This window comes from Brevundimonas sp. LM2 (assembly GCF_002002865.1).
GTDB lineage: Bacteria > Pseudomonadota > Alphaproteobacteria > Caulobacterales > Caulobacteraceae > Brevundimonas.
The window spans coordinates 3,068,595-3,094,206 of the sequence record NZ_CP019508.1 but is presented as its reverse complement, the minus strand read 5'-3'; the positions used below and the strand labels follow the sequence as shown (position 1 = coordinate 3,094,206).

The window sequence follows — 25,612 nt, the reverse complement described above, 5'->3', positions numbered from 1 at the left end:
CATGCCCGTCTATCAGAACATCTTCACCCAGGTGCAGGTCCGCGGTCACCCCGAGGCCAGCATCCAGGGGGACTCGCTGGACGACTGGCGCGTCGGAACGCCCGTCTTCTCCCACTGGATCGGCCGCATCGGCAATGCCCAGATCGGCCCGATGCACCTGGGCTGGACCGGCGTGGTCTCGCTCCTGACCGGCTTCCTGGCGTTCGAGATCATCGGTCTGAACATGTTCGCCAGCGTCGGCTGGAACCCGATCGAGTTCGTCCGGCAGCTCCCGTGGCTGGGCCTGTATCCGCCGCCGCCCGAGCAGGGGCTGAACATCCTGCCGCCGCTGAACCAGGGCGGCTGGTGGCTGATCGCGGGCTTCTTCCTGACCGTGTCCGTGATCAGCTGGTGCATCCGCTCCTATCTGCGGGCCAAGGCGCTGGGGCTCGGCACCCACACCACCTGGGCCTTCGCCTCGGCGATCTGGCTGTATCTGGTGCTGGGCTTTATCCGGCCGATCATGATGGGCAGCTGGTCGGAGGCGGTGCCCTTCGGCATCTTCCCCCACCTGGACTGGACCGGGGCCTTCTCGATCACCTACGGCAACCTGTTCTACAACCCGTTCCACTGTCTCTCGATCGTCTTCCTGTACGGCTCGACCCTGCTGTTCGCCATGCACGCCGCCACCATCCTGGCCACCAGCCGCTACGGGGCCGAGCGCGAGGTCGAACAGATCACCGACCGCGGCACGGGGGCCGAACGGGGGGCCCTGTTCTGGCGCTGGACCATGGGCTTCAACGCCACGATGGAGTCGATCCACCGCTGGGGCTGGTGGTTCGCGGTCCTGACCACCCTGACCGGCGGCATCGGCATACTGCTGACGGGCACGGTCGTCCCCAGCTGGTACGACTGGGCCATCGCCCACAACTACGCGCGGTAGCGGCACCGCGTCTCCTCCCCGTCCCGCCGGGATGGGGAGGGGGACCGCCCGCCCCTTGGCGGGGGGTGGAGGGGCTCTTGACGCCCCACCGACCTCGCCTGCCTCAAGAACCCCTCCGTCTCCTCCGCTTCGCTCCGGATCCACCTCCCCATCGCTCCGCGACGGGGAGGAGACGCGTTGATCGTCTTTGATCCGTAACCTCGGCGGTCTATGCGGGGACACCCTTCGACTGATCCGGTGTCCGATGTCCCGTCTGCTGGCCTGTGCCCTCGCCCTTCTCGCCTGCGGAGCCCCTGCAGCCGCCTCGGCCCAGACCGCCGCGGCCGCAGCCCCGGCCCCCGCCGCGCCCCCGGCCCTGATCGTCACCATCGTCGTCGACCAGTTCAGCGCCGACCTGTTCAACCAGTACCGCAGCCGCTTCACCGGCGGGCTGAAGACCCTGGCCGATCGCGGCCTCGTCTATGCCAACGGCTATCAGCAGCATGCGATGACCGAGACCTGCCCCGGCCACTCCACCGTCCTGACGGGCCTGAACCCCGCCCGCACCGGCATCCCCGCCAACGACTGGATCGACCGCGCCACGGGCGACGAGGTCTATTGCCTGGCCGCGCCCGAGAACGCCCTGGCCCACGGCCGCATCACCGACAACGGCCCGGTCGGTCCCGGCCAGATGACCGCCTCGACCCTGGGCGACTGGCTGAAGGCCGTCAGCCCGCAGAGCCGCGTCTACGCCGTCTCGGGCAAGGACCGCGGAGCCATCACCCTGAACGGTCATCAGGGCGACGGGGCCTATTGGTACACGGTCGGCTTCGGCTTCACGACCTATGTCGAGCCGGGCCAGGCGGCCGAGGCGCGGCTGGCCCCGGTGGCCGCCCTGAACGCCCGCATCGCGGCGCGGCTGGCGGCGACCCCCGCCGTCTGGACCTATTCGAACGAGACCTGCCGCGCCCTGGAGGCCGACTGGACCGTCGGCGGCGCCAGCTTCCACGCCGGTGTGCCGCCCCAGCGCTTCGCCATCGACACCTCGCCCTTCCTCGACGAAATGACGCTGGAGGCCGCGACCGAGCTGATGGACAGCCGCGAACTGGGCCGTCGCGGTGTCACCGACATGCTGGGCGTCAGCCTGTCGGCCACCGACCGCATCGGCCACACCTTCGGCAACCAGGGGCCGGAGATGTGCGACCAGATGCACCGGCTGGACGTGGCCCTGGGGGCCTTCCTCGATCGTGTCGCCCAGGTCCCCGGCGGGGCCCTGGTCGTGCTGACCGCCGACCACGGCGGCAACGACTTCCCCGAGCGTCAGTCGACCCGGGGCTTCGCCGAGGCGGTGCGGGGCGACCCCGATCTGCGCGGCCGGATTAACGCCGCCCTCAAGGCCAAGTTCGGCCTGACGGTCGATCCGATCACCTACGGCGGCAGCGGCCTGATGGTCGTGGGGGCCGACAACGTGGCACTGCCCCAGCCCCTGCGCGGCCGCGTCGCCGCCGCTGCCGTCGCCCTGCTGCGCGCCGAGCCGACCGTCGCCGGGGCCTGGACGATCGAGGAGACCCTGGCCGCCCCGCTGCCCGCCGCCAAGGCCAGTCCCCAGGAACTCAGCCTGATGGACCGCGAGCGCGTCGGGGCCGTCGAGGGCCGTTCGCCCGACATCCTGATCGCGCTGCAGTCCGGCACGACGCCGGGCGCGGGCCGCGCCGGCTTCTCCGTGGCCGGCCACGGCACGCCCTGGGACTATGACCGCCGCGTGCCGATCGTCTTCTGGTCGCCCGACACGACGGGCCAGGAGCGCTATCTGCCGATCCGCACCATCGACATCGCCCCGACCCTGGCCCGGGCCATGGGGGTGGAGACGCCGGACGGTCTGGACGGCCGCTGCCTGGACCTGGGCCTGTTCGGCGCCGCCCCGTGCCCTGCGCCATAAGGCGCGCGTAACACGGACTCACTTCCTGTTTCCGCCCCGGCCGGGTGATCTGACGCGCCGGACGTTTCGTGGCACAAGCGGACGGGGAAACGCTGCCGGCCAATGCGCCGGCCCGGGTGAGTGAGACATATGATCAGAGCACGCCGCGCGCGCATCGTCGCCACCCTGGGGCCCGCCAGCCGGGCCCCCGGCATGGTCAAACAACTGGCCGAGGCCGGGGTCGACGTCTTCCGGCTGAACTTCAGCCACGGCTCCCACGACGACCACGCGGCGGCGCTGAAGGCCGTGCGCGGGGCGGAACTGGCGCTGCAGCGGCCGCTGGGCGTCCTCGCCGACCTGCAGGGCCCCAAGCTGCGGCTCGGCCGGTTCGCTGACGTCGAGATCGACGTCAAGCCCGGCCACACCATGCGCTTCGACCTGGATCCGACGCCCGGCGACGCGACCCGGGTGCAGATGCCCCATCCCGAGATCTTCCGCGCCCTGCGCACCGGCATGCTGCTGCTGCTCGACGACGGCCGCGTCCGGCTGCGCGTCGGCGAGCGCACCGACGACTGGGCCGACGTCACGGTTGAGAGCGGCTCCAAGCTCAGCGACCGCAAGGGCGTGGCCGTGCCCGAGGCCGTGGTCCCCGTCTCGGCCCTGACCCCCAAGGACCGCGAGGACCTGGCCTTCGCCCTGCGCATGGGCGTGGACTGGGTCGCGCTCAGCTTCGTGCAGAAGCCGGAGGACATGGCCGAGCTGAAATCGATCGTGAAGGGCCGCGCCGCCTGCCTGGCCAAGATCGAGAAGCCCCAGGCCCTGGCCGACCTCGACGCCATCCTCGACTACTGCGACGGCGTCATGGTGGCGCGCGGCGACCTCGGCGTCGAGATGGACCCCGAAGAGGTGCCGGTGGCCCAGAAGCGGATCATCCGCGCCGCCCGCCAGCGCGGCGTGCCGGTGATCGTGGCGACCCAGATGCTGGAATCCATGACCGCCTCGCCCGCCCCGACCCGGGCCGAGGCCTCCGACGTCGCCAATGCCGTCTATGAGGGGGCCGACGCCCTGATGCTGTCGGCCGAGACGGCCTCGGGCGACTATCCGCTGGAGGCCGTGGGCATCATGAACCGAATCATGGAGCGGGTCGAAGCCGACCCCCTGTGGCCCAGCCTGATGGACGCCGAGCACGCCGGCATGGACGATTTCGACGCCGACGCCCTGGTCGCGGCGGCCCGGAAGGCGGCCGAGGCCCAGTCGACCGCCTGTATCGTGGTCTTCACCACCCTGGGCGGCACCGCCCGGCGCATGTCGCGCGAGCGTCCGCTCCAGCCCATGCTGGCCCTGACGCCCAAGCCCGAGACGGCGCGCCGCCTGTCGCTGGTCTGGGGCCTGGAGCCGCGCCTCGGCAAGGAGCCGACGTCGCTGGAGGAGGTGACCGACGACGCCGTCAGCTCGGCCATGAAGTACGGCCTGGCCCAGCCCGGCCAGCGCGTCCTGATCCTGGCCGGCACGCCCTTCGGCGCCCCGGGGGCTGCGAATCTGCTGCGATTGGCGCATGCTCCGGCGAAGAAGGCGGGGCGGAAGCCATAGAGCCTGCCCCCTTCCCTTGGAGGGGGAAGGGCTGGGGATGGGGTGGAGGCACGATGCTGAAGGGACGCTTCGACACACCGAACCCAAGACCGGGTGAACGCGCCTCACCGGCCCGCTCCTGCCTTCACCCTCACCCAACCCTCCCCCCTCCAGGGGGAGGGCTTTCGATATGATCAAATACCTCGGCTCCAAGCGCGCCCTGATCGACCCGATCACCGCCGCGGTGCGGGGCCTGCTGCCGGCCGGGGGCCAGGTCTGCGATCTGTTCTCCGGCACCGCCCGGGTCGGTCATGCGCTGAAGGGGCAGGGGTTCCGGGTCTGGTCCAACGACCACAACGCCTATGCCGCGACCCTGGCCACCGCCTATGTCCAGGCCGACCGCGACCGCTGGCACGACCGGGCCGTGGCGGTGCTGGCCGACCTCGCCACGACCCCGCCCGCGCCCGGCTGGTTCACCCAGGCCTTCTGCCATGACGCCCGCTATTTCAGCCCCGAGAACGGCGCGCGCATCGACGCCATGCGCGCCCGGATCGAGGCCATGGGGCTGGAGCCCGAGCTGAAGGCCATCGCCCTGGTCAGCCTGATGGAGGCCGCCGACCGCGTGGATTCCACCGCCGGCCTGCAGATGGCCTATATGAAGTCCTGGGCGACCCGGGCGTTGAAGCCGCTGGAGCTGCGCCTGCCCGCGCTCCAGCCCGCCGTCGCCGCCGGCCCCTGCCGCGCGACCCAGGCCGATGCCCTGGAGGCCGCCGCCGCCTTCGACGGCGACCTGGTCTATCTGGATCCGCCCTACAACCAGCATTCCTACCTGGGGAACTACCATGTCTGGGAAAGCCTGGTCCTGTGGGACCGGCCCGAGACCTATGGCATCGCCAACAAGCGGATCGACGTCCGGACGCGCAAGAGCGCCTTCAACTCCAAGCCCGGCATCGGCCCGGCGCTGCAGGCGGTGATCGAGGCGATCCGCGCCCCGAACCTGATCGTCTCCTTCAACGACGAGGGCTATCTGAGCCGCGACCAGCTGGTCGCCATGCTGTCGGTGCGCGGCCCGGTTCAGGTGATCGAGATTCCCCGACCCCGCTACGTCGGAGCCCGTATCGGCATCCACAATCCGAAGGGCGAAAAGGTCGGGGCCGTGGGTCGGCTGCGCAATGTCGAATATCTGTTCGTCGTCTCCGACGGGGCGTCGGCCTTGGCCGCTTGACCAATCCGGGCGGGCGGCGCTCTATGGACCCCTGTTCATCCAAAGCGAGCCGGCCGTGACCCCGACAGACGCTGCCAGCGAGGACGATGCCGCGCCGGTCGCTTCCCGGCCCGACGTCTTTTCCGGATCGGTTCCTCCCGCCGCCGCGTCCTTCCCGCCCAGCGCCGCCGCCCGCGCCTATCGGACGGTCGCCTGGCGCGCCCCGACGCCGACCCGGTTCGATGGCCGGCCGGCGAACGACTTCCTGGCCCGCGCCGAGGCCGTCGCGCCGCTGCGGGTCTGGCGGGCCCCGCCGCCCCGGGATGAGGCCACCCCTGCCGGCTGGCTGACCTTCGGCGTGGGCGCCGTCATCGCGGCCGTGCTGGGCGCGCTGGTCGGCGGTCTGATGGCGACCTGAGGCCTAGGCTTCCAGCAGGGCCCGGATCGGCGACCAGCCGCGCCGGTGGATGGCGCAGGGTCCCATCGCCTTCAGCGCCGCGCTGTGCACCGGCGCATTGTAGCCCTTGTGCCCGGCGAAGCCGTAGCCCGGATAGACGGCGTCCATCTCGATCATGACCTGGTCCCGCGCCGTCTTGGCCAGGATCGAGGCGGCCGCGATCGACAGCGACAGCCCGTCCCCGCCGACCGCCGTCTCGACGTCGCAGGGCAGTTTGAACCGGTAGTTGCCGTCCACCAGCGCCGCCTTGGGTGTCACCATCAGCGCCTCGATCGCCCGGCACATGGCCAGCCCCGTGGCCTGCAGGATGTTCAGCGTCTCGATCTCCTCGACCGAGGCGAAGCCAACGCCCCAGGCCACGGCGCGGCGCTTGATCTCGACCGCCAGTTCCTCGCGCCGCGCCGCCGTCAGGGCCTTGGAGTCGTCGATGCCGGGGGGAAGGTTGTCGGCCGACAGGATCACCGCCCCCGCCGCCACCGGCCCGGCCCAGGGCCCGCGTCCGGCCTCGTCCACCCCGCACACCGGCCCGCCGACGCGCGCCGCCAGCAGGGTCTCCAGCGTCATCGTGGGAAAGGGGCGTGCGGACTTCGCCTGGGCTGTCGTCTTGCCGACCATGCCCGCCCATAAACTGAAGTGGCCCGCAGCGGAAGCCGCACGCGACAGTGTCGGCGACGGTGTCGGCGGCGGGTGAACGGCCTGGGGCCCGCCCGCGTTGTTCCCGTCTGAACGCAAAAGGCCCGCGATGTCCGACTACACCCTGTACTACTGGTCCGTCCCCTTCCGGGGTCAGTTCGTCCGCGCGGTCCTGGCCTTCGCCGGCCAGACCTGGACCGAGGCCGACGACGACGCGATCGCAGACCTGATGGATGGTCCGCCGGCGGACATGCCGGTGCCCTTCATGGGACCGCCCATCCTGGTCGACCATCGGGCCGAGGTGGCCCTGTCCCAGATGCCGGCCATCCTGCTCTATCTGGGCGAGACGCTGGAGCTGCTGCCCGACACGCCCGGCATGCGGGCCCTGGCCCTGAAGGTCGTCAACGACGCCAACGACGTGATCGACGACCTGACCCTGGACGGCGGACGCCTGATGTGGACCGACGACCGGTGGGCGACGTTCGAGCCGCGCCTGCGCAAATGGATGGGCCTGTGGGAGGAGACGGGACGTCGCCATGGCCTGACGACGACCGCGGGCCATCTGCTCGGCGGGGCGAGGCCGGGCCTGGCCGATGTGGTGACGGCGACGCTGTGGACCACCATGGCCGACCGCTTTCCCCCGCTAGAGGCGATCCTGGACGAGGCCGCGCCGATGACCGCCGCCCTGTCCCGACGCGTGGCCGCCCTCCCGCCGCTCGTCGCCCTGGCGCAGCGGGCCGCCTCGGACTACGGCGAAGCCTGGAGCGGCGGCCAGATCGAGACCTCCTTGCGCGCGGTGCTGGAGCGGCGCGCCGCGCGCGCGCGCTAGACCGTCACCGCCGTCGGGACCATCGCGGGGCCGGCGGGCATCGTGCCGACCGGACCGGGCCGTCGTCGCCTCGGTCGAAAATCTGCACACTGACCAACTTTGGATGGGACCAAACGCCGCGAGTGGGTCATGGTCAATGACAGAAGTGATGATTCCTCAAGCTTGTGAAAACGTTAGTAAGAGAGTCCACGTGCCCAGATACCGACTGTACCTTCACGATGGGCCGACCACGCGAGCCGAATCCCGATATTTCGATCTGCCGGACCAGTCCGAAGCGCTGGAGATGGCCCGGGAAGCCCTGATCGAGGACCAGACCTTTTCGCACGCCGAAGTCTGGACCGAGGACGGCGTCGTGGTGGTCTTTCAGCGCGGCGAAGGCCAGGCCTAGACGCTCTTCCTACGGATCGGCGATCGCCCGCACCGCCGCGTGGCGAAAGCACGCCACGCCGTGATCGTTGACCATCCCGGTCGCCTGCATGAAGGCATAGGCGATCACCGGCCCGCAGAAGCCGAAGCCCCGCGCCTTCAGCGCCTTCGCCATGGCGACCGACGCCTCCGTCTGCGTCGGGCGCGCCTCGCTGTCGGCCCAGGCGTTCTGGATCGGCGCGCCGTCGACGAAGGACCACAGCCAGGCGGAAAAGTCCTCGCCCCGGTCGCGCATCCCGACGAACACCCGCGCGCCCCGGATCGTGGCCTCGATCTTGGCCCCGGAGCGCACGATGCCCGCATCGGCCATCAGCCGCGCCCGGTCGGCCTCGCCATAGGCCGCGACCCGGTCGGGATCGAAACCGTCGAAGGCCACCCGGAAGGCCTCGCGCTTCTTCAGGATGGTGATCCAGCTCAGGCCCGCCTGGAAACCGTCCAGCACCAGCTTCTCCCACAGCGCCCGCGCATCCCATTCGGGCACGCCCCATTCGGCGTCGTGATAGGCGACATACAGCGGGTCGGTCCCGCACCAGGCGCAGCGCGTGGGAGCTTCGGTCATCGTCCGAGGCTAGCGGCTCCTACGGGCCTTGTCCGCTCTCGCGCCGAAGTTCGCCGCGATCGGCGACCTGCCCCTGTCGGCGATCGGCAGGTTGAGACACTCCGCCACGACGCGGCCCGGGAACATCCACGCACACGCCGGATTGTCAGAACTTAACCTTGCAGGAGACAACGATGGAAGACGCGCGCGTGTGGAGTTTCGAGGAAAGCCTCTGGACGGGGGACGCGGATCATTACCGCGAACTCGTCGACGAATCCTGTCTGATGGTCCTCCCGTCCGAGCCGCACGTGCAGGGCGGTCGCGCGGCGATCGAAGCGGTGGCGCACACACCCCGCTGGACCAGCGTTGACATCACCGAAGGGCAGATCTCGCGTCCGCAGGAGGGTCTGATCGTCGTGGCCTACAAGGCGCGCGCCGAAAAGGAGGGCGCCACGGGCTACGAGGCCTGGTGCACCTCCACCTACCGCCGGCTGGAGCACGACGTGTGGCGCGTGGTTCAGCACCAGCAGACCCCGCCGCTGTCGGTCAGCTAGGCCGACGACCGCCGACCGGTCGCGCCGGCCGTAAAACCCGGACATAGAAAACCCCGCCGGTCCATGGACCGGCGGGGTTGTTCGTTCGGACGTCTGCCGACCTCAGGTCGAGCGGAAGGTGCCGTTCAGGCCGGCGGGGAAGAAGCCGCCGCTGGACGTGCCTGCGGCCGCGTTCAGATAGACGATGTTCAGCACCTGCTGGGTCGTGCGGCTGAAGGCGATGGCGTTGGAGTCGCTCGGGAAGATGTTCGAGGCTGCGGCGTTGCCGGTCCCGGTCGGGCTGATGCCCTGGTCCAGGTCCGAGCTGCCGTCCAGGCTGTCGCGGGCGTTGGAGATCGCGTCCGCATTGGCGCGCAGGCTGGGCGTCGGGCCGGTCGGAATACCCTTGGCGTACAGGACGGTGCGAACGATGCCCGCGTGATAGGCCTCGGCCGCCAGGATGCCGGCGGCGGCTTCCAGATAGGTCTTGTTGGTGATCAGTGGCGATGCGCCCTTGTAGGCCGAGACGCCGACGTCTTCGAAGATGAAGGCTCCCAGCAGGAAGTTTTCGTCCGAGGCATACGGATTGAAGGCCACGCCGGCACCGACCAGGCCGGCCGCGCGGGCGGCGTTGGAGAAGGCCCCGTTCGGGTTGGTGCCCGAGATGTCGATGGCCGGCTGGGCCACCGCGATGTTGCCCAGCACCTGGCGCAGGAAGCGCACGTGGGCGATCTCGTCCTGGGCGATCTCATTGGCGTACTGGCGCACGACCGGATCACTGAAGGGCACCTGGGCTCCGCCGGTGACGGCACCCTGCGTGCCCGTGCCGCCGAGGTCGGCATTGCTCAGGCCGGTGCCGAAGGCGGCGAAGGAATAGAACTGGGCTTCCAGATATTCCAGGTTCAGGGCGAAGTTCAGCACGTCGTTATCGACGTTGGCGGTCGGGGCGGCCTGGGCGACGGCGGTGTCGCTGTTGCTGGAGCAGGCCCCGAGCACGGCCCCTGCCGTGGCACCGACCGCGAAACCCCCGGCGGTCTTGAAGAATTTGCGGCGCTCGGCGCGGCGTTCGACGCGCTGGTCGAGCTGGGCGAGAATGAGATCGGTCTTGGACATATGAATTCCTCCGGTGCTTTAGCCGCTTCCGAAGGAAGTTACTCGCGCGCGCGCCGACGGTTTCAGCTTTGCCGCACCGATTCTGAACTTTCATGGTTCAGCCCCGGCTGCATTGCCCCATGATCGACGATCAGTTGGACGTCTCGATCATCCAGACGGGCCGAACCACCTGCGCGGTCCGTCCCTCGATCGTCAGGGCCCCGTCGATCCGGTCCAGCCGGACCAGGGCCATGACCACCCCGTTCTGCCCGGTCAGCACCTCGCCCGCGCGCAGCTCCCCGTTCAGGATCTCCGCCCCCGGCGACGGCGCCGGACCCTCGAAGGTAACCGGCAGCATCCGCTTCTTGATCTCGCCGCGCCGTTTCATCCGCGAGGTCGTCTCCTGACCGACAAAACAGCCCTTGTGGAAGTCGATGCCGTTCAGCAGGTCGAAATTGGCCTCGATCGGATAGGTCTTGTCCGACCCCGCATCCGCCGCCGGGTCGGGCACGCCGACGGAGAGGCGGTGGGAGTCATAGTCGGCCTCGACGGCGTCGGCCGGGCGCTCGCCGATCGCCCGCCCGCCCAGCGCCGCCGTCCGGGGGTCGGGGACGAAGCCGTCCGCCACGCCCGGCCAGCTGGCCATCACCGGACGGTCGTCGGCCGCGACCTCGACCTGGGCCCGCAGCCGATACATCGTCAGGCGCTGGATCAGCGCCGCGCGCCGGTCCGCCGCCACGTCCAGGATCACCGCCTCGCCCTCGCCCCACAGGAACAGGTCGAACAGCAGCCGTCCCGGCGGCGACAGCATGGCCCCGAACCGCACCTCGCCCTCGCCCAGGGTCTCGACGTCCTGGGTCAGCAGGTTGTGCAGGAACGGCCGGGCGTCGGGACCGGCCACCCGGATGAGGGCGCGGCTGTTCAGACGGGCGATGCGATCGGTCATGGAGGGAGAGATAGGAAGGCTGTGCACGCTTGTCTCCTCCCTGTCGCGCAGCGATGGGGAGGTGGATCCGGAGCGAAGCGGAGGAGACGAAGGGGTTCTTGATGCACGCAGAACCCCTCCGTCAGCTCGCAAGGGCTCGCTGCCACCTCCCCATTCGCCAAGCGCGCACGGGGAGGAGACGAACGCTATCGCCTCATCCCCGCCGCAAGAGAATCCGTATACGGTCCACCCATGAGTGCCCGTTTCCCCATCCTCTACATCGCGCAGGCCGAGCCCGAGGCCGCCGTCCTGTCGTCGGGGGTCCTGGCCTATCTGGCCGACAGCCTGCCCGAGGCGGAGTTCACCATCGTCGGATCCGCCGCCTCCGCCCCCCTGTTCGCCGACACGCCGCGTCTGAACCGGCTGATCGTGCTGGACCGGACCGGCCGCTGGGACTGGCTGGCGCTGTGGAACCAGGTCCGCGACACCCGCTGGGGCCTGGTGGTCGACATGCGCGGCACCAAATTCTCCGAACGCCTGCGCCGGCTGAAACGCGCCGTGCGTGGCCCCGACCACCCCGGCCTGCATGCGGTCGAGGCGGCGGCGCGGGTGCTGCAGCTCGACGATGTTCCCGCACCCCGCCTGTTCTTTGGCGACGAGACCCGCGCTGTCGCCGACGCCCTGATCGGCCGCGACCCGGCCCCCATCCTGGCGGTCGGTCCCGGCACCGAGTGGATCGGCACCCGCTGGCCGGCCGAGCGCTATGCCAAGGTCGCCGCCCCCCTGCTGGCGGACGGCGGGCCCCTGGCCGGGGGGCGGCTGATGATCGTGGGCGAGGAGGCCGACCGCGACCTGGCCCACACCATCCGCCTGGCCGTGCCCCGCACCCGGGTGATCGAGCTGCAGGGCAAGCTGACCCGGCTCCAGACCGCCGCCGCCCTGTCGCGCGCCAGCCTCTATGTCGGGGCGGACTCGATCTGGACCCAGCTGGCCGTGGCGGCGGGCGTGCCCAGTGTCGGCGTCTTCGGCCCGTCCGACGACACCCGCATCGGCCCCTGGGGCGGGGTCTCGATTCGCGGCGAACGCTCGCTGGAGGAGTTCAAGGCCGTCGACCCGCGGCTGAACCAGGCCATCCAGCATATGATGGGCCTGCCCGCCGACCGCGTGCTGCGCGCCGCGCGGGGCCTGCTGGCCCGCGGTGACGCCCCGCGCTGAGCAGCAGGGCGAACCGCGCGTCGGCGACTACCGGCTCTGCATTTCACCGCCTATATACGGCCCCTGACGCCCGTTCGACCCGAACGGGTCGGACGGGTCGGACGGTGTTTTCGCCCGACCCGTTCAGACGACTCAGACCCTGATTTTTCGAACCGGACCCTTCGATGACCCAGACCTATGACCTGATCGTGCGTGGCGGCGAGGTGGTGAACCATGCCGGTCGAGGTCGGGCCGACGTCGGCGTGCGCGACGGCCGCATCGCCTTCATCGGCGACCTGGGCCAGGCCTCGGCGGGTCAGACGGTGGACGCTTCGGGCCTGACCGTCCTGCCCGGCGTCATCGACACCCAGGTCCATTTCCGCGAGCCGGGCCTGGAGTGGAAGGAAGACCTCGAGACCGGCAGCCGCGCGGCCGCCCTGGGCGGCGTCGTCGCCGTGTTCGAGATGCCGAACACCCAGCCCAACACCACCGACGACCACACCCTGGCCGACAAGCTGGCCCGCGCCCGCGACCGGATGTGGACGGATCACGCCTTCTACGTCGGCGGCACGCACGGCAATGTCGACCACCTGGGCGAGCTGGAGCGGCTGCCCGGCTGCTGCGGCATCAAGGTCTTCATGGGGGCCTCGACCGGCGACCTGCTGATCGCCGACGACGACGGCGTACGCCAGGTGCTGAACGCCGTGTCGCGCCGCGCCACCTTCCATTCCGAGGACGAATACCGCCTGGCCGAGCGCCGCGGCCTGGCCCGCACCGGCGACTGGACCAGCCACACCGACGTCCGCGACGCCGAGAGCGCGATCATGTCCACCCGCCGCCTGGTCGGCCTGGCCCGGGAGACCGGCAAGCGCATCCACGTCCTGCACGTCTCCACCGCCGAGGAGATCGACTTCCTGGCGCATCACAAGGACGTCGCCACGGTCGAGACCACGCCCCAGCACCTGACCCTGGACGGCGACGAGGCCTATGCCCGGCTCAAGGGCTATGCCCAGATGAATCCCCCGATCCGCAACGCCCCCCACATCGCCGGCCTGTGGCGCGGCATCGCCCAGGGGGTGGTCGACGTGCTCGGCTCCGACCACGCGCCGCACACCAAGGAGGAGAAGGCCAAGCCCTATCCGGCCTCGCCGTCCGGCATGCCCGGGGTCCAGACCCTGGTCCCGGTCATGCTGACCCATGTGGCCCAGGGCCGGATGACGCTGGAGCGGTTCGTCGACCTGACCTCCGCCGGGGCCCAGCGCATCTTCAACATCGCCGGCAAGGGGCGGCTGGCCGAGGGCTATGACGCCGACCTGACCCTGGTCGACCTGAAGGCGACGCGCACCATCACCCACGACCAGCAGGCCAGCCGCTGCGGCTGGACCCCGTTCGACGGGTTCGAGGCGACCGGCTGGCCCATGGCCACGATCGTGCGCGGCCGGGTCATCATGTCGGACGGCGAGCTGATCGGCGCCGCCCACGGCCGACCCGTCAACTTCCAGGAAGCCCTGACGCGGTGAGCGTTCCCGCCGGACCGCGGTCGACCCTGGGCCTGATCGGCTATGGGGCCTTCGGACGGCTGACGGCCCGGCACCTGTCGCCCTGGTTCGAAATCCTGGCCCACGACCCGGCGGCGACGGACGACGGCGGCGTGGCCCGCCTGACCGATCTCGAGACCGCCGCCGGCTGTCCGGTGGTGGTCCTAGCCGTGCCGGTCGGGGTCCTGCCCGAAACCCTCGCCGCCCTCGCGCCGAGCCTTCAGCCCGGCACGCTGGTGCTGGACGTCGGCTCGGTGAAGGTCGGTCCCGCTCGTCTGATGGCCGAGGCCCTGCCGACGGGTGTTCAGGTGGTCGGCACCCACCCCCTGTTCGGCCCCCAGAGCGCGGCCGGGGGCATCAAGGGTCTCCGCATCGCCGTCTGTCCGGTGCGCGGGGACCGCATCGCCCGCCGCGTCGCCGCCTTCTGCCGTCATGCGCTGGGCCTGAAGGTCTTCCTCGTCTCGCCCGAGGACCACGACCGCGAGGCCGCCACGGTCCAGGGTCTGACCCATCTGATCGCGCGCGTCCTGCTGTCGATGGAGCCCCTGCCGACGCGGCTGACCACGGCCAGTTTCGAGCGCATCTTGCAGGCGGTCGAGATGGTCCGCCACGACTCGCCCGCCGTCTTCCGCGCCATCGAACGCGACAACCCCTATGCCGCCGAGGTCCGCGCCCGCTTCTTCGACCTGGCCGACCAGGCCCGGGCCGAGCTCGAAGACTGACGGTCAGCCGGCTCGCCGCACGTCAGGCCGAGCCGCAGGATCGACGCTGCGGACCGCCGCGACCACGGCCTGAGGATCCGCATGGTGCAGCAGATGCCCCGCGGCCCGCCAGCGGACGGTGGCCTCCGGCATCCTGTGAGTCAGCCAGCGCACGTGGGGCTTCATCGGGATGACCGGATCCTCGGGATCGGCCAGGATCACGGTCGGCACCCGGATCTCCTTCAGCCGTGTCCGCAGCGCCGTCATGTCGGCGTTGAAGCCGCGCAGCTCGCCGGCCATGGCCTGGACGGCGCTGCCCTGAGCCATGCGTCGCCACGGAAACGCCGTTGGATTCGGGGCGGCCTGTCCGGCATGCAGCCCCGCCCGCACCATCCGCCGCCCCAGGGGACCGGCGATGCGCGGCAGGGCCGAGCGGATCAGCGGGCCGATCCCGGGTGCGTTGGCGGCGCGCAGGCCCGGTGCCGCGGCGGGCCGGGTCGGGCGGCAGAAGGGGCTGATCAGGACCAGGCCGGCGGGTGCCGCGCCCGGGTCCTCGCCCAGCAGCAGCGCCGGAGCCGCGCCGAACGAGTGCCCGACGATGACCGCGCCGGACGCCCCGATGGAGGCCATGGCTCCGGCCACGGCGCGCGCCTGGTCGCGGGGCGACATCGCATCGGGCCCCGCCGGAGCGCTGAACCCATAACCCGGCCGGTCGAAGGCGATGGCCCTGTACCCGGCCCCCGTCAGCGGCCCGGCCAGCGGCGTCAGCATCTCCTGGGCCAGGCTGGCTAGGCCGTGCAGCAGGACCACGGGCGGTCCGTCCGCGGGCCCGCGTTCGAGGTAGTGCAGCGCCGGCGCGACGCCGTCGACGATCTCGCCGCGAAGCGCGACGGCGGGCGGGGCATGGTGCAGTCGGTCATGGGCCATGCCGGGCAAAAGCCGCAACGGCCGCTCCGGTTCGCCGATGCGCGAAAAGGCCTCAGCCTTCGAGCGAAACCACCGCGCCCTGCTCGACCGGCCGCGCGGTCCGCCGCCGCCGCGCCAGCCAGGCCTTGATCCGGCTCTGGATCGGCTGGTCGACCGCGGCGTGGAAGGCGAAGGCGAAGATCACGGCCGCCACCACGCCCGCGCCCCACAGTCCCCACTGGACGGGGACGGGCAGGGCGAACCGGGAGATCAGCACATTGGCCACGCCGAACCAGGCGATCCGCACCACCTCGTTGGTGATGAACATCGAGAACGACACCACACTGGCCCGCGCGATCCATTCCGAGGGGCGACGCACCGGAATGGCCCCGGCCGCCAGCAGGATAAGGGCGATGAAGCCCAGCGAGATCAGGGCGTTCTTGTCGAAGGCCTGGACCACGGCCAGGCCGACGGCGGCCGAGAGGCCCAGGATCCGCGCCAGTCTCGGGGCCATCCACACCCGCTCGCTGAACACCGCCAGCCCCATGCCCAGCACGAACAGCGGCAGGGCCCGCACGAAGCCGAAGCCCATCGGCATCTGATAGACCGGATGTCCCAGCCAGGCGTGGGCGGCGGCGTTCGCCAGCCCGTACAGGCCGACGACGGCGATCAGCCCCGTCCACGGACCGAACCGCGCCAGAAGACGAAGCAGATAAGGGAACAGCACATAGCAGCCCACCAAAGCCGAGATCGACCAGCTGGGGGCGTTCCAGCCGAGGCCGCCGGGGACGCCGAACGCCTGGGTCAGGGTCAGCTGGGCTGGCAGCTGGTCCCAGCGGAACCACTCCGGATTGCGCGGGGCGACCCCGGCGGCCGTGCTGATCAGCACCAGAGCCACCAGCGTCAGCCCCATGATCAGGTGCGCCGGATAGACCCGCAGGACCCGCTTCAGCAGGAAGTCGCCCGGCGATAGCGCCCCGCGCCCGACCGCCCCTCCATAGACCCGCATCAGCACATAGCCGCTGTCGATCAGGAAGAAGTTGGTCAGCAGGAAGCCGCCCCGCTTGAACACCGGATGCACCGCCTCGGCCAGGGGCACCGGTCCGGCGGCCTGGAAATGGTGCAGGATGATCAGGGTCGCCACGATGAACCGCAGGGCGTCCAGCCACCCGCCCCGGGCGATCGGGGGTGTCTCGTTTCGGGTCGAAATCGCGCTCCAGGCCATCGGAAAACCTCTCTTCGCCGAGGAGTCCGCAAGGACCGGGCCGCGAAAGCCGCATCATCGCTAACCCGACATTAACCACGCCCCCGGCATTTTCTGCCCGGTTCGTGGGCTCGGCTTCAGGCCGGGCCAGAGGGGTAGGCGATGAGCGGCGCGGAAGTTCTGGATGTGGGCCGCGACGCCCTGTGGCTGACGATCCAGCTGTGCGCCCCCGTGCTGCTGGTCGGTCTGGTCGTTGGCGTCGGCATCGGCCTGTTCCAGGCCCTGACGCAAATCCAGGAACAGACCCTGGTCTACGCGCCCAAGATCATCGCCATCTTCGTCAGCCTGCTGCTGTTCCTGCCGCTGATGGGGGGGCTTCTCGGGGCCTTCATGCGCTCCATCGCGGCCCGCATCGCGGGCATGTAGGGCCCCCGGTGGAACGCCCCTAGTGGACCCCTATGCCACCGCCGATCAGGTCTGGGCCGGCGGGCTGATCTTCGCCCGCATTGGCGCGATCCTGCTCAGCCTTCCGGGCATCGGCGAAAGCTATGTGCCGCCGCGCATCCGGCTGTCTCTGGCGCTGGTGATCGCGCTGGCCCTGTGGCCGGTGGTCGGTTCGGCCCTGCCGGCCCTGCCCGACACCATCGGCGGCATGGTCGGCTGGATCCTGCGCGAGGTCGTCACCGGCCTGATGATCGGGGCCATCCTGCGCGCCTTCACCGGGGCCCTGGCCACGGCGGGCGAGATCGTCTCGCTGCAGACCACGCTCAGCTTCGCCCAGACCACCAACCCCCTGCAGGCCCAGCCGGGCTCGACCCTGGCGGCCTTCCTGATGCTGCTGGGGACGGTTCTGATCTTCGCCACCAACACCCATCACCTGTTCATCGCCGGACTGGTGGGATCATACGACCTGATCGCCCCGGCCCGGCCGCTGATCATGGGCGATTTCACCGAACTGGCCATTCGCACGCTCGGCGACAGTTTCGCCCTGGGGGTGCAGCTGGCCGCGCCGGTGATCGTCTTCGCCCTGATCTTCAACCTGGCCTCGGGGCTGGTCGGACGGGTCATGCCGGCCTTCCAGATCTTCTTCGTCGCCGCGCCGCTCAGCGTGATCCTGGGCCTGTCGGTGTTCGCCCTGTCGCTGGGGGTGCTGGGCACGGTCTTCATCGACCGCTACCGGGCGCTGGCCGGCCTGTTCGTCCCGGGCGGGGGAGGCGTCGGTGGCTGAAGGCGCCGATCCCGAGTCCAAGACCGAAGAGGCGTCACCTCACAAACTCGAGGAGGCGCGAAAGAAGGGCGACGTCGCCAAGTCGGCCGACGTCGCCCCGGCGCTCAGCCTGATGGGGGTTACGGCCGTCATCGTCATGGGGGGTGGCTATTTCTCGACCCAGATGGCCGAGGGCTTCCTGCCCTTCATCGCCGCGCCTCACACCATGCTGGGCGGCCTGCACGCGGGCGCGGGACTGGAGATCGGGGCCCGGGCCCTGTGGGTCGTGGCCCCGTTCCTGGGGGCGGTGATGCTGGCCGCCATCCTGGGCGGCGTCGGCGGCAATGTGGCCCAGTCGGGTCTGATCCTGTCCGGCGACAAGCTGAAGCCCAAATGGGACAAGGTCAGCCCCATGGCGGGCTTCAAGCGCATCTTCGGCCCGGACGGCCTGATGCAGTTCGCCCAGACCCTGCTCAAGCTGATCGCCGTCAGCGTGATCTGCTGGATGGTTCTGAAGCCCCACGCCCGCCAGTTCGAGACCATGGCGGCCATGTCGCCCCTGACCATCCTGCCTCTGGCGCGCGACCTGCTGATCGCCCTGATGAGCGCGACCCTGGTCTTTCTGGGCCTGACCGCGGGCGGCGACTTCATCTGGCAGAAGATGCGTTTCGCCAAGCGGATGCGGATGTCCAAGGAGGAACTGAAGGAGGAGTACCGCCAGTCCGAAGGCGATCCCCACGTCAAGGCCAAGCTGAAGCAGATCCGCATGCAGAAGAGCCGCCAGCGGATGATGCAGAACGTGCCCACGGCGACCGTGATCGTCACCAACCCGACCCACTATTCGGTCGCCCTGCGCTATGAGGCGGGCGATGCCGCCCCGGTCTGCGTCGCCAAGGGCGTCGATGCCGTCGCCCTGCGCATCCGCGAGGTCGCGGCCGAGCACGACGTGCCGATCGTCGAGAACGTCCCCCTCGCGCGCGCCCTCTACGCCGCCGTCGACATCGACGAGACCATCCCGCGCGAGCATTTCGAGGCCGCGGCTCGCGTCATCGGCTTCGTGATGAAGAAGCGGCGGGGGTAGATCCCTCTCCCATAGGGAGAGGGCTTGAGCCTCGCAGAGCGCAGCGATGCGCCAAGGCGAAAGGGTGAGGGGTTACGGTGCCAACCGGTGAGAGCCTAACCCCTCACCCTTTCGCGCAAGACCGATCGCCTTCGGCTCTCGGGCGCTCAAGCCCTCTCCCTATGGGAGATGGTGACCATCGCGCCCTATACTCGCCCCATCCGATTCGCGCGGGAGCGCCGCCCATGACCGCCGCCAGCCAACCGACCGCCGCCTCGAAGCCCGACATCACCCTGATCCTGATGACCGTCGGCTTCGGCGTCGCCATCGCCGCCCTGGCCTGGCCCGTCTTCCGCACCGCGCCCGGATCGGTGCCGTACATGATCCTGATGATCGGCGTGGTCGGTGCCGTCCTGCTGGGCGTGTTCGCCCTGGGGCGCGCGAAGCGCCGGCGGCCGGCGCGGCCGGACGGCGACATCGCCGTCGACATGCTGGACGCCATGGCCGAGCCGGCCGCCCTGGTCTGGGCCTCGGGCCAGGTCCTGGCCTTCAACGGCACCTGGGCCGCCCAGAACGGGGCCACGGTCGCCCTGCCCCGGGGCAAGTCGGCCCAGGCCCTCTACATGGCCTTCGCTCAGGCCCGCAAAGGCGAGCAGGGTCGCGCCATCGTCTCTGTCGGCGAGCGCGAGATCGAGGTGCTGATCGGTCAGGCGGGCGAGGGCCGGTTCCTGGTCCGCGAGGCGCCCGAGGCCACCCTGACCGCCCTGCCGCCCCCGATGGTGGGCCATGCCTACGTCGCTCCGGCGGGGGAGGGGCGGGCCATGGCGGCGGGGGCCCCGTTCGGCTCGGCGGTCATCGGCGGCGACGACCTGTTCGGGGGGCGGGCCGAGGACGCCAACCCGGCCCTGGCGGTCCTGACCGGCCCCGCCTCGGCGCGCGACGCCGCCTTCGGCCATCTGTTCGACCCGGGCGGCGTGACCGAGGCGCGCGAGCGGATGGCCGGGGGATCGACCGGCCCGATCGAACTGGTCGCCCGCGCCCACCCCGACCGGATGCTGCACCTGTACGTCGCGCCCGAGGGCGACAAGCGCCGCGTCTGGCTGTTCGACGTCTCGGCCCAGAAGTCGATGGAGCTGCAGCTGTCTCAGGCTCAGAAGATGCAGGCCGTGGGCCAGCTGGCCGGCGGCGTGGCCCATGACTTCAACAACCTGCTGACCGCCATCCAGCTGCAGCTGTCCGAGCTGCTGGAGCGCCATCCGGTCGGCGACCCGTCCTATGACGGGCTGAACCAGATCCGTCAGACGGGCATCCGCGCCGCCGACCTGGTGCGCAAGCTGCTGGCCTTCTCGCGCAAGTCCACGGTCCGCCGCGAACGGCTGGATCTGGGCGAGCTGGTGGGCGAGTTCGCCGTCCTGCTGCGTCGCCTGCTGCGCGAGGACGTGCGGCTGGAGACCGACTACGGCCGCGACCTGCCAGTGGTCCTGGCCGACAAGTCCCAGCTGGAAACGGCGGTGATGAACCTGGCCGTCAACGCCCGCGACGCCATGCGCGGCGTGGTCGAGCCGGGGGCGGGGGTGGTCACCATCCGCACCCTGCGCCTGACCCAGCAACAGGCCCGCGCCCTGGGCTGGCGCGAGGCCCCCGACGGCGAGACCGCCCTGATCGAGGTGTCCGACACCGGCCCCGGCGTGCCGACCGATCTGCTGGACAAGATCTTCGAACCCTTCTTCACCACCAAGGCGGTGAACGAGGGCACCGGCATGGGGCTAGCCACCGTCTACGGCATCGTCCAGCAGGCGGGCGGCCATATCGGCGTGACCAATCTGGAAGGGCCCGAGGGTCAGGTCCTGGGGGCCGCCTTCCGCATCTTCCTGCCCGCCGCCACCGAACAGGAGCTGACCGAGGTCGCCCCGATCGAGATCAAGATGAAGGCCGCCCCGCGCGACCTGTCGGGCAACGGCCGCATCCTGTTCGTCGAGGACGAGGCCGCCGTGCGCGGCATCGCCGCCAAACTGCTGCGCCAGCGCGGCTATGAGGTGATCGAGGCCGCCGACGGCGAGGAGGCCCTGATCCTGGCCGAGGAATGGGCGGGTCAGATCGATATGATGATCTCGGACGTCATCATGCCGGGCCTGGACGGGCCGTCGTTGCTCAAGAAGGCGCGCCAGTACCTGGGCGACGCGCCGGTGATGTTCATCTCCGGCTATGCGGAAAGCGACTTCTCCGACCTGCTCCAGGACGAGGTCGGCGTCTCCTTCCTGCCCAAGCCGCTCGACATCAAGACCCTGGCCGAGCGGGTGAAGCGGGAGCTGCAGGGGGGCTGAGGCCCGTTCGGACTTAATGCCCTTCGTCATCCTGCGCGCAGGCTATGTCCGCGGCAGGCGGAACATCGACGTGTTGCAAGCCTTCGGGCTCGGCCTCACACTGCGTTCCCGCCGGGTCGCGCGACGAGGTCGTGCAGGCGAGTGTCGGGGACGACCCATGATCATGATCGCCGTGATGCTGATCCAACTTGCGCAGCAGCCCCTCGCGCGCGTCCAAGGCCCCGCGCAACTGAGTGACCAACAGCGACTGCAGATATGGACACGCTGGAACGCCAGTCTGTACAGACAGCTGAGTGCCTGCGCCGAAGCGCAGGAGGCTTTCGACCCGTATGACAGCGCCAACGTGGATCTATGGGTGACAATGAGGCTCGCGCCCGACGGCCAGATTCTCGGAGAACCCGTCGTTCGCGCGGGCGGAGACGATTGGGTGGTGACGGGTGAGCCGTCTCGCCCCGAAATTGCGGCCTTCTTCAAGACCTGCGCGCCCTATCCGCCGACGGTTCCTTCCCGGCCCACCCTGCTCAGGTCTGACGGAAGCCGCGTCCTGAACCTTCGCCTGCCTCTTCGGCGAGAAGGCGCTGCGAACAATTCGGGCGACTGACCGTCACAGACGGAATCGCGAGACCGCGTCCCACCCGATCGGACGGACCTAGCCCGCCAGCACGGTCTCGATTCCGGCCAGCAGGGCGGCGGCCGTGATCGGCTTGGGCACATGCAGATCGGCCCCCGCGTCGCACGCCTGAGCTTTGTGCTCTGCCATGGCGTTGGCGCTCAGCATGACGATGGGCGTGCGCAGTTGGGTCAGGGTCTCGTGCGACCGGATGGCGCGCGTGGCGGTCAATCCGTCCATGCCCGGCATCTGCATATCCATCAGGATGACATCGAACGTGCCGGCCATGGCGGCCGCGAGCGCCCGGGCCCCGTCGTCGACAATGACGAGATCGGCCCCGATCCCGTCGAGGATCAGCTGCACCACGCGCTGGTTGGTCGGGTGGTCCTCGGCCAGCAGGATGCGCAGCGGCCGGTCCGTCTGCAGCGGGCTGCGAGCGGTGACGCCGCTCGGCCGCGGAGCCGCGGCCCGCTGGGCCACGCGCGGGAGCGGCAGTTTGATCGAAAAACGGCTGCCCACGCCGGGCTCGGAGCTCGCCTCGATGTCCCCGCCCATCAGACGCATCAGAGAGCGGCAGATCGACAATCCAAGGCCCGTGCCGCCGAATCGGCGCGCGATCGTGCCGTCCGCCTGGTTGAACCGCCCGAACAGCAGCGCGGCCTGATGTTCGTCGAATCCGACACCGGAATCCTGAACGGTCAGCGACAGGAACGCCTGGTCCTCCGCGTCCTCCGTGATCCAGGCGGTCAGGACGATGCGGCCCTTGGCCGTGAACTTCACTGCGTTGGACAGCAGGTTGCCCACCACCTGGCGCAGCCGGGTGCTGTCGCCCAGGAACGTGCCGCACGCTTCCGGCGCGATATCGACGACGAAGGCCAGACCCTTTTCCAACGCCTTGCCGCGATTCAGCGCGATCGGCGCGCTCAGCGCGTCTTCCAGGTCGAAGGGATGGAGTTCGAGGTCCAGCTTGCCCGCTTCGATCTTGGACATGTCCAGGATATCCGAGACCAGACGCTCCAGCGTCGCGCCCGACTCCCGGATCAGGCCCACCATCTCGGTCTGGCCACCGTCGAGGTGAGTGCGAGACAGGCTGTCGACGATGCCGATCACCCCGTTCAGGGGGGTGCGGATCTCGTGGCTCATATTGGCCAGGAAGTCCGACTTGGCGCGGTTGGCGGCCTCGGCGGCGGTGCGGGCCGCCAGCAGCTCGGCTTCGGCGGCGACGCGCGCCGTGACGTCGCGTGCGACGCCGTAGACATGGTCGCCGCGTCTTTGGGCGCGCCATTCCATGGTCAGATAGTGGCCGTCCTTGTGGCGATACCGGTTGATCTGGCCGCGCACCGGGTCGCCGGGCCTGCGCGTCTCGACCTCTCGCGCGCTGTCCCAGGTCACCGGGAGATCGTCGGGATGCACCAGGGCCAGGAGCGGACGCCCCACCATCTCGGAGGGGTGATAGCCCAGGGTGGTGGACCACGACGGACTGACCTTGACCACGATCCCGCGAAGATCCCGAATGACCAGCAGGTCGATCGAGACGTCGAAAAAGGTCGCGATGTCGCCACCGGCGATGTCCGTCGCACCGGGTTCGACTTCGTTAGCGCGCGGCAGCATGGTTCGGCCGATCCACAACGGAAGCTTCGGGTACGCTACCGTACCCGGTGGGGGTTAAGCCCGCATTGATCCTGGCCTTCGGTCGCGCTGCGAGACGCGGGGATGACAAGAAAAAGGCCCGGTGTCTCCACCGGGCCTTTGTCGTTTCAGCGCGGTCCCGAAGGATCAGGCCGCCTCGGCCTCGTCCTCGTCTGCGACTTCGGCGACGGGGGCGTTGGCCTTCTTGGCGCTCAGCGACTTGGACAGCAGCTGGACGGCCGCGTCCTTGTCGATGCGGTTGGCGGCGGCGACCTCGCGGGCCATCCGGTCCAGCGCCGATTCGTAGAGCTGGCGCTCCGAATAGGACTGTTCCGGCTGGCTGTCGGCGCGGTGCAGGTCGCGCACGACCTCGGCGATCGAGACCAGGTCGCCCGAATTGATCTTGGCTTCGTATTCCTGGGCGCGGCGGCTCCACATCGTGCGCTTGATGCGGGCGCGGCCCTTCAGCGTGGTCAGGGCCTTGGTGACGACGTCCTCGCCGGCCAGGGAGCGCAGTCCGGCGGTCTTGGCCTTCTTGGTCGGGACGCGAAGCGTCATCTTTTCATGGTCGAAGGTCACGACATAGACCTCCAGCGACATGCCGGCCACTTCCTGGACCTCGACGGCGGCGACCTTGCCGACACCGTGGGCCGGATAGACGACGGCATCGCCGACCTTGAATTCCAGAACGCTCTTGGTGGTCATGTCATTCCTTTCCCGGACGCAGGGGGGGAGGGCGAACGCAGGCGCGGCGGCGACAATTGCCTTCGGCACCGGCGACGAGGGTCGCCGGAGGAAAACGCATCATTCGTCAGTCGCGGAAACGGATCACCAAACCTCTGGCCGACCCCGTCTTCATGGACGGAGTTCTATCGCAAACGCGGGCGGCGCGTGAAAAACGCATTCCGCCCGACCCAATGTGAAGGAACCTATCACAAAACGGGGCAATTTCAAAACGTCCCGTGCGGACGCTACCAGCGCGCCGTGCGGACTGACCCGCAAACACGGTTCGATCAGGAGTCCTTGCCGGGGTGGTGGTTTCTAGGAGCCCTTGCCCGGCTCGGGGCTGAAATATTTCTCGAACTTGCCGGTCTCGCGCTCGAAGGCCTCGCGGTCGGCGGGCGGTGTGCCCTTGACCGTGATGTTCGGCCAGACCTTGGCGTAGCTGGCGTTGATCTGCAGCCATTTGCCGTCGGGCTCGTCCTCGGTGTCGGGCTTGATGGCGTCGACCGGACATTCCGGCTCGCACACGCCGCAGTCGATGCATTCATCCGGCGCGATCGCCAGGAAGTTCTCGCCTTCGTAGAAACAGTCGACCGGGCAGACCTCGACGCAGTCCATGAACTTACATTTCACGCAGGCGTCGGTGACGATGTAGGTCATGGGCAGGAATTCGGCGTTCTGGAAGGGTGGGCGAAAGGCCCGTCTGAGCGTTCGGGACATGGCAGGCGCGCCTCGCCCCTGTCAACACGTCCGGCGGGCACGGATCGACGCATAAACCTTGCCCTTCCTGATAGCTCGCCTATTTGCACCAGTGCTGATTGCAGTTAGCGCTGTTTTTCCCACTCCAGGAGTTTTCCCATGCTGAACCGTCGCCTGCTCGTGCGTTCCACCGTCGCCGGGGCCCTCGCCCTCGGACTCATTGGCGGCGGCGCCGTCGTCGCCCAGTCCGCCCTGACCCAGAACCCGGCCGAAGTCCGCGCCGGGGCCTATGCCCTGGATTCCGGCCACGGCAAGATCACCTGGTCGGTCGATCACCTCGGCTTCTCGACCTATTACGGCCAGTTCGTGAACGTGAAGGCGGACCTCACGATCGATCCCGCCAATCCCGCGGCCAGCACCCTGACCGCCACCATCCCGCTGACGGACGTCGACCCCAATGACGACCGGCTGAAGGCCCACCTGCAGACCGCCGACTTCTTCGACACCGCCAACCACCCGACCGCCACCTTCGTGTCGCGCTCGGTGACCGTGGACGCGGATGACGCCAACGAGGCCACGGTGGTCGGCGACCTGACCCTGCGCGGCGTCACCAAGCCGGTGACCATCGAGGTCGAGTTCAACCAGGCCGGCACCGCCATGGGCGGCTACAAGGCCGGCTTCGACGGCGAGGCCACGATCAAGCGCTCGGAGTTCGGCATCAACTACGCCCTGCCGGCCGTGTCCGACGAGGTGAAGCTGCACATCGAGGGCGAGTTCAACATCGCCGAGTAA

General features: G+C 69.7%; 26 protein-coding genes. 17 read left to right on the top strand and 9 right to left on the bottom strand.

What is annotated here, in order from left to right; translation table 11 throughout:
* Position 1: 1 nt before the first annotated feature.
* From pufM to BZG35_RS15340, 5 genes are all read left to right on the top strand, one after another.
* Positions 2-922: a photosynthetic reaction center subunit M gene (gene pufM / locus BZG35_RS15360; RefSeq protein ID WP_077356939.1), complete on the top strand. Its 921-nt coding sequence runs from the start codon at positions 2-4 to the stop codon at positions 920-922.
* A gap of 244 nt (positions 923-1,166) precedes the next feature.
* Positions 1,167-2,840: an alkaline phosphatase family protein gene (locus BZG35_RS15355; RefSeq protein ID WP_077356937.1), complete on the top strand. Its 1,674-nt coding sequence runs from the start codon at positions 1,167-1,169 to the stop codon at positions 2,838-2,840.
* Between the two features lie 129 nt (positions 2,841-2,969).
* The gene (gene pyk / locus BZG35_RS15350) at positions 2,970-4,409 is read left to right on the top strand and encodes a pyruvate kinase (RefSeq protein WP_077356935.1); all 1,440 of its coding nucleotides are present in this window, start codon (positions 2,970-2,972) and stop codon (positions 4,407-4,409) included.
* Positions 4,410-4,578: 169 nt separating this feature from the next.
* Entirely contained in the window at positions 4,579-5,613 is a 1,035-nt protein-coding gene (locus BZG35_RS15345) for a DNA adenine methylase (RefSeq protein WP_077356933.1), read from the top strand.
* A gap of 55 nt (positions 5,614-5,668) precedes the next feature.
* Complete coding sequence (locus BZG35_RS15340; RefSeq protein WP_077356931.1) at positions 5,669-6,010, top strand: hypothetical protein; 342 nt, start codon at positions 5,669-5,671, stop codon at positions 6,008-6,010.
* Positions 6,011-6,013: 3 nt separating this feature from the next.
* Here the strand turns inward: BZG35_RS15340 and BZG35_RS15335 are convergent, their stop codons facing one another.
* Positions 6,014-6,664, bottom strand: a complete 651-nt coding sequence (locus BZG35_RS15335; RefSeq protein WP_077356929.1) for a ribonuclease HII — start codon at positions 6,662-6,664, stop codon at positions 6,014-6,016.
* 127 nt (positions 6,665-6,791) lie between these two features.
* On the opposite strand from BZG35_RS15335, the gene BZG35_RS15330 reads away from it, so the two are divergent.
* Positions 6,792-7,511, top strand: a complete 720-nt coding sequence (locus tag BZG35_RS15330) for a glutathione S-transferase (RefSeq protein ID WP_077356927.1) — start codon at positions 6,792-6,794, stop codon at positions 7,509-7,511.
* Positions 7,512-7,701: 190 nt separating this feature from the next.
* The gene (locus tag BZG35_RS15325) at positions 7,702-7,899 is read left to right on the top strand and encodes a hypothetical protein (protein WP_077356925.1); all 198 of its coding nucleotides are present in this window, start codon (positions 7,702-7,704) and stop codon (positions 7,897-7,899) included.
* A gap of 9 nt (positions 7,900-7,908) precedes the next feature.
* Here the strand turns inward: BZG35_RS15325 and BZG35_RS15320 are convergent, their stop codons facing one another.
* Positions 7,909-8,496, bottom strand: a complete 588-nt coding sequence (locus BZG35_RS15320) for a DNA-3-methyladenine glycosylase I (RefSeq protein ID WP_077356923.1) — start codon at positions 8,494-8,496, stop codon at positions 7,909-7,911.
* A gap of 173 nt (positions 8,497-8,669) precedes the next feature.
* Between BZG35_RS15320 and BZG35_RS15315 the strand changes: the two genes are divergently transcribed.
* Positions 8,670-9,029 (top strand): DUF4440 domain-containing protein, encoded by a 360-nt coding sequence (locus BZG35_RS15315; RefSeq protein ID WP_077356921.1) that lies wholly within the window; start codon positions 8,670-8,672, stop codon positions 9,027-9,029.
* A 102-nt stretch (positions 9,030-9,131) separates the two neighbouring features.
* Here BZG35_RS15315 and BZG35_RS15310 read toward each other — a convergent pair whose 3' ends face one another.
* On the bottom strand, positions 9,132-10,121 hold the full coding sequence (locus BZG35_RS15310) for a ferritin-like domain-containing protein (protein ID WP_077356919.1): 990 nt from the start codon (positions 10,119-10,121) through the stop codon (positions 9,132-9,134).
* 130 nt (positions 10,122-10,251) lie between these two features.
* The gene (locus BZG35_RS15305) at positions 10,252-11,046 is read right to left on the bottom strand and encodes a folate-binding protein YgfZ (protein ID WP_077356917.1); all 795 of its coding nucleotides are present in this window, start codon (positions 11,044-11,046) and stop codon (positions 10,252-10,254) included.
* Between the two features lie 231 nt (positions 11,047-11,277).
* On the opposite strand from BZG35_RS15305, the gene BZG35_RS15300 reads away from it, so the two are divergent.
* The 3 genes from BZG35_RS15300 (at position 11,278) to BZG35_RS15290 (ending at position 14,479) form a co-directional block, all read left to right on the top strand.
* Positions 11,278-12,240 carry a glycosyltransferase family 9 protein gene (locus tag BZG35_RS15300; RefSeq protein ID WP_077356915.1) on the top strand — a complete coding sequence of 321 codons (963 nt, stop codon included), beginning with the start codon at positions 11,278-11,280 and terminating at the stop codon, positions 12,238-12,240.
* A 164-nt stretch (positions 12,241-12,404) separates the two neighbouring features.
* On the top strand, positions 12,405-13,739 hold the full coding sequence (locus BZG35_RS15295; RefSeq protein WP_077356913.1) for a dihydroorotase: 1,335 nt from the start codon (positions 12,405-12,407) through the stop codon (positions 13,737-13,739).
* A complete protein-coding gene (locus tag BZG35_RS15290) occupies positions 13,736-14,479 on the top strand; it encodes a prephenate dehydrogenase/arogenate dehydrogenase family protein (RefSeq protein WP_077356911.1) in 744 nt (247 codons plus the stop codon). Before BZG35_RS15295 ends, BZG35_RS15290 begins: the two co-directional genes overlap by 4 nt.
* A gap of 3 nt (positions 14,480-14,482) precedes the next feature.
* Here BZG35_RS15290 and BZG35_RS15285 read toward each other — a convergent pair whose 3' ends face one another.
* Both BZG35_RS15285 and BZG35_RS15280 read right to left on the bottom strand, forming a co-directional pair.
* Positions 14,483-15,403 carry an alpha/beta fold hydrolase gene (locus BZG35_RS15285; protein ID WP_150126066.1) on the bottom strand — a complete coding sequence of 307 codons (921 nt, stop codon included), beginning with the start codon at positions 15,401-15,403 and terminating at the stop codon, positions 14,483-14,485.
* A 34-nt stretch (positions 15,404-15,437) separates the two neighbouring features.
* Positions 15,438-16,589, bottom strand: coding sequence for an acyltransferase (locus tag BZG35_RS15280; RefSeq protein WP_077356907.1), 1,152 nt, complete (start codon positions 16,587-16,589; stop codon positions 15,438-15,440).
* Positions 16,590-16,730: 141 nt separating this feature from the next.
* On the opposite strand from BZG35_RS15280, the gene fliQ reads away from it, so the two are divergent.
* The 5 genes from fliQ to BZG35_RS15255 all read left to right on the top strand — a co-directional run bounded on the left by fliQ (position 16,731) and on the right by BZG35_RS15255 (position 21,760).
* Complete coding sequence (fliQ, locus tag BZG35_RS15275; protein WP_077356905.1) at positions 16,731-16,994, top strand: flagellar biosynthesis protein FliQ; 264 nt, start codon at positions 16,731-16,733, stop codon at positions 16,992-16,994.
* A 22-nt stretch (positions 16,995-17,016) separates the two neighbouring features.
* Positions 17,017-17,796, top strand: coding sequence for a flagellar biosynthetic protein FliR (gene fliR / locus BZG35_RS15270; protein WP_077356903.1), 780 nt, complete (start codon positions 17,017-17,019; stop codon positions 17,794-17,796).
* Positions 17,789-18,856, top strand: coding sequence for a flagellar biosynthesis protein FlhB (gene flhB / locus BZG35_RS15265; protein ID WP_077356901.1), 1,068 nt, complete (start codon positions 17,789-17,791; stop codon positions 18,854-18,856). Before fliR ends, flhB begins: the two co-directional genes overlap by 8 nt.
* 224 nt (positions 18,857-19,080) lie before the next feature.
* Positions 19,081-21,159, top strand: coding sequence for a cell cycle histidine kinase CckA (cckA, locus tag BZG35_RS15260; RefSeq protein ID WP_150126065.1), 2,079 nt, complete (start codon positions 19,081-19,083; stop codon positions 21,157-21,159).
* A 157-nt stretch (positions 21,160-21,316) separates the two neighbouring features.
* Complete coding sequence (locus tag BZG35_RS15255; protein ID WP_077356899.1) at positions 21,317-21,760, top strand: hypothetical protein; 444 nt, start codon at positions 21,317-21,319, stop codon at positions 21,758-21,760.
* Positions 21,761-21,808: 48 nt separating this feature from the next.
* Here the strand turns inward: BZG35_RS15255 and BZG35_RS15250 are convergent, their stop codons facing one another.
* From BZG35_RS15250 to fdxA, 3 genes are all read right to left on the bottom strand, one after another.
* Entirely contained in the window at positions 21,809-23,380 is a 1,572-nt protein-coding gene (locus tag BZG35_RS15250) for an ATP-binding protein (protein ID WP_077356897.1), read from the bottom strand.
* 165 nt (positions 23,381-23,545) lie between these two features.
* On the bottom strand, positions 23,546-24,103 hold the full coding sequence (locus BZG35_RS15245) for a CarD family transcriptional regulator (protein ID WP_077356895.1): 558 nt from the start codon (positions 24,101-24,103) through the stop codon (positions 23,546-23,548).
* Between the two features lie 336 nt (positions 24,104-24,439).
* Entirely contained in the window at positions 24,440-24,781 is a 342-nt protein-coding gene (gene fdxA / locus BZG35_RS15240; protein ID WP_077356893.1) for a ferredoxin FdxA, read from the bottom strand.
* A gap of 198 nt (positions 24,782-24,979) precedes the next feature.
* On the opposite strand from fdxA, the gene BZG35_RS15235 reads away from it, so the two are divergent.
* Positions 24,980-25,612, top strand: a complete 633-nt coding sequence (locus tag BZG35_RS15235; RefSeq protein WP_077356891.1) for a YceI family protein — start codon at positions 24,980-24,982, stop codon at positions 25,610-25,612.

Bases quoted from the DNA above. Each gene is read 5' to 3' on its own strand.
- pufM (WP_077356939.1), top strand. From the start codon at position 2: ATGCCCGTCTATCAGAACATCTTCACCCAGGTGCAGGTCCGCGGTCAC.
- BZG35_RS15355 (WP_077356937.1), top strand. From the start codon at position 1,167: ATGTCCCGTCTGCTGGCCTGTGCCCTCGCCCTTCTCGCCTGCGGAGCC.
- pyk (WP_077356935.1), top strand. From the start codon at position 2,970: ATGATCAGAGCACGCCGCGCGCGCATCGTCGCCACCCTGGGGCCCGCC.
- BZG35_RS15345 (WP_077356933.1), top strand. From the start codon at position 4,579: ATGATCAAATACCTCGGCTCCAAGCGCGCCCTGATCGACCCGATCACC.
- BZG35_RS15335 (WP_077356929.1), bottom strand. From the start codon at position 6,664: ATGGTCGGCAAGACGACAGCCCAGGCGAAGTCCGCACGCCCCTTTCCC.
- BZG35_RS15330 (WP_077356927.1), top strand. From the start codon at position 6,792: ATGTCCGACTACACCCTGTACTACTGGTCCGTCCCCTTCCGGGGTCAG.
- BZG35_RS15320 (WP_077356923.1), bottom strand. From the start codon at position 8,496: ATGACCGAAGCTCCCACGCGCTGCGCCTGGTGCGGGACCGACCCGCTG.
- BZG35_RS15315 (WP_077356921.1), top strand. From the start codon at position 8,670: ATGGAAGACGCGCGCGTGTGGAGTTTCGAGGAAAGCCTCTGGACGGGG.
- BZG35_RS15310 (WP_077356919.1), bottom strand. From the start codon at position 10,121: ATGTCCAAGACCGATCTCATTCTCGCCCAGCTCGACCAGCGCGTCGAA.
- BZG35_RS15305 (WP_077356917.1), bottom strand. From the start codon at position 11,046: ATGACCGATCGCATCGCCCGTCTGAACAGCCGCGCCCTCATCCGGGTG.
- BZG35_RS15300 (WP_077356915.1), top strand. From the start codon at position 11,278: ATGAGTGCCCGTTTCCCCATCCTCTACATCGCGCAGGCCGAGCCCGAG.
- BZG35_RS15295 (WP_077356913.1), top strand. From the start codon at position 12,405: ATGACCCAGACCTATGACCTGATCGTGCGTGGCGGCGAGGTGGTGAAC.
- BZG35_RS15280 (WP_077356907.1), bottom strand. From the start codon at position 16,589: ATGGCCTGGAGCGCGATTTCGACCCGAAACGAGACACCCCCGATCGCC.
- fliQ (WP_077356905.1), top strand. From the start codon at position 16,731: ATGAGCGGCGCGGAAGTTCTGGATGTGGGCCGCGACGCCCTGTGGCTG.
- cckA (WP_150126065.1), top strand. From the start codon at position 19,081: ATGACCGCCGCCAGCCAACCGACCGCCGCCTCGAAGCCCGACATCACC.
- BZG35_RS15255 (WP_077356899.1), top strand. From the start codon at position 21,317: ATGATCATGATCGCCGTGATGCTGATCCAACTTGCGCAGCAGCCCCTC.
- BZG35_RS15250 (WP_077356897.1), bottom strand. From the start codon at position 23,380: ATGCTGCCGCGCGCTAACGAAGTCGAACCCGGTGCGACGGACATCGCC.
- BZG35_RS15245 (WP_077356895.1), bottom strand. From the start codon at position 24,103: ATGACCACCAAGAGCGTTCTGGAATTCAAGGTCGGCGATGCCGTCGTC.
- fdxA (WP_077356893.1), bottom strand. From the start codon at position 24,781: ATGACCTACATCGTCACCGACGCCTGCGTGAAATGTAAGTTCATGGAC.
- BZG35_RS15235 (WP_077356891.1), top strand. From the start codon at position 24,980: ATGCTGAACCGTCGCCTGCTCGTGCGTTCCACCGTCGCCGGGGCCCTC.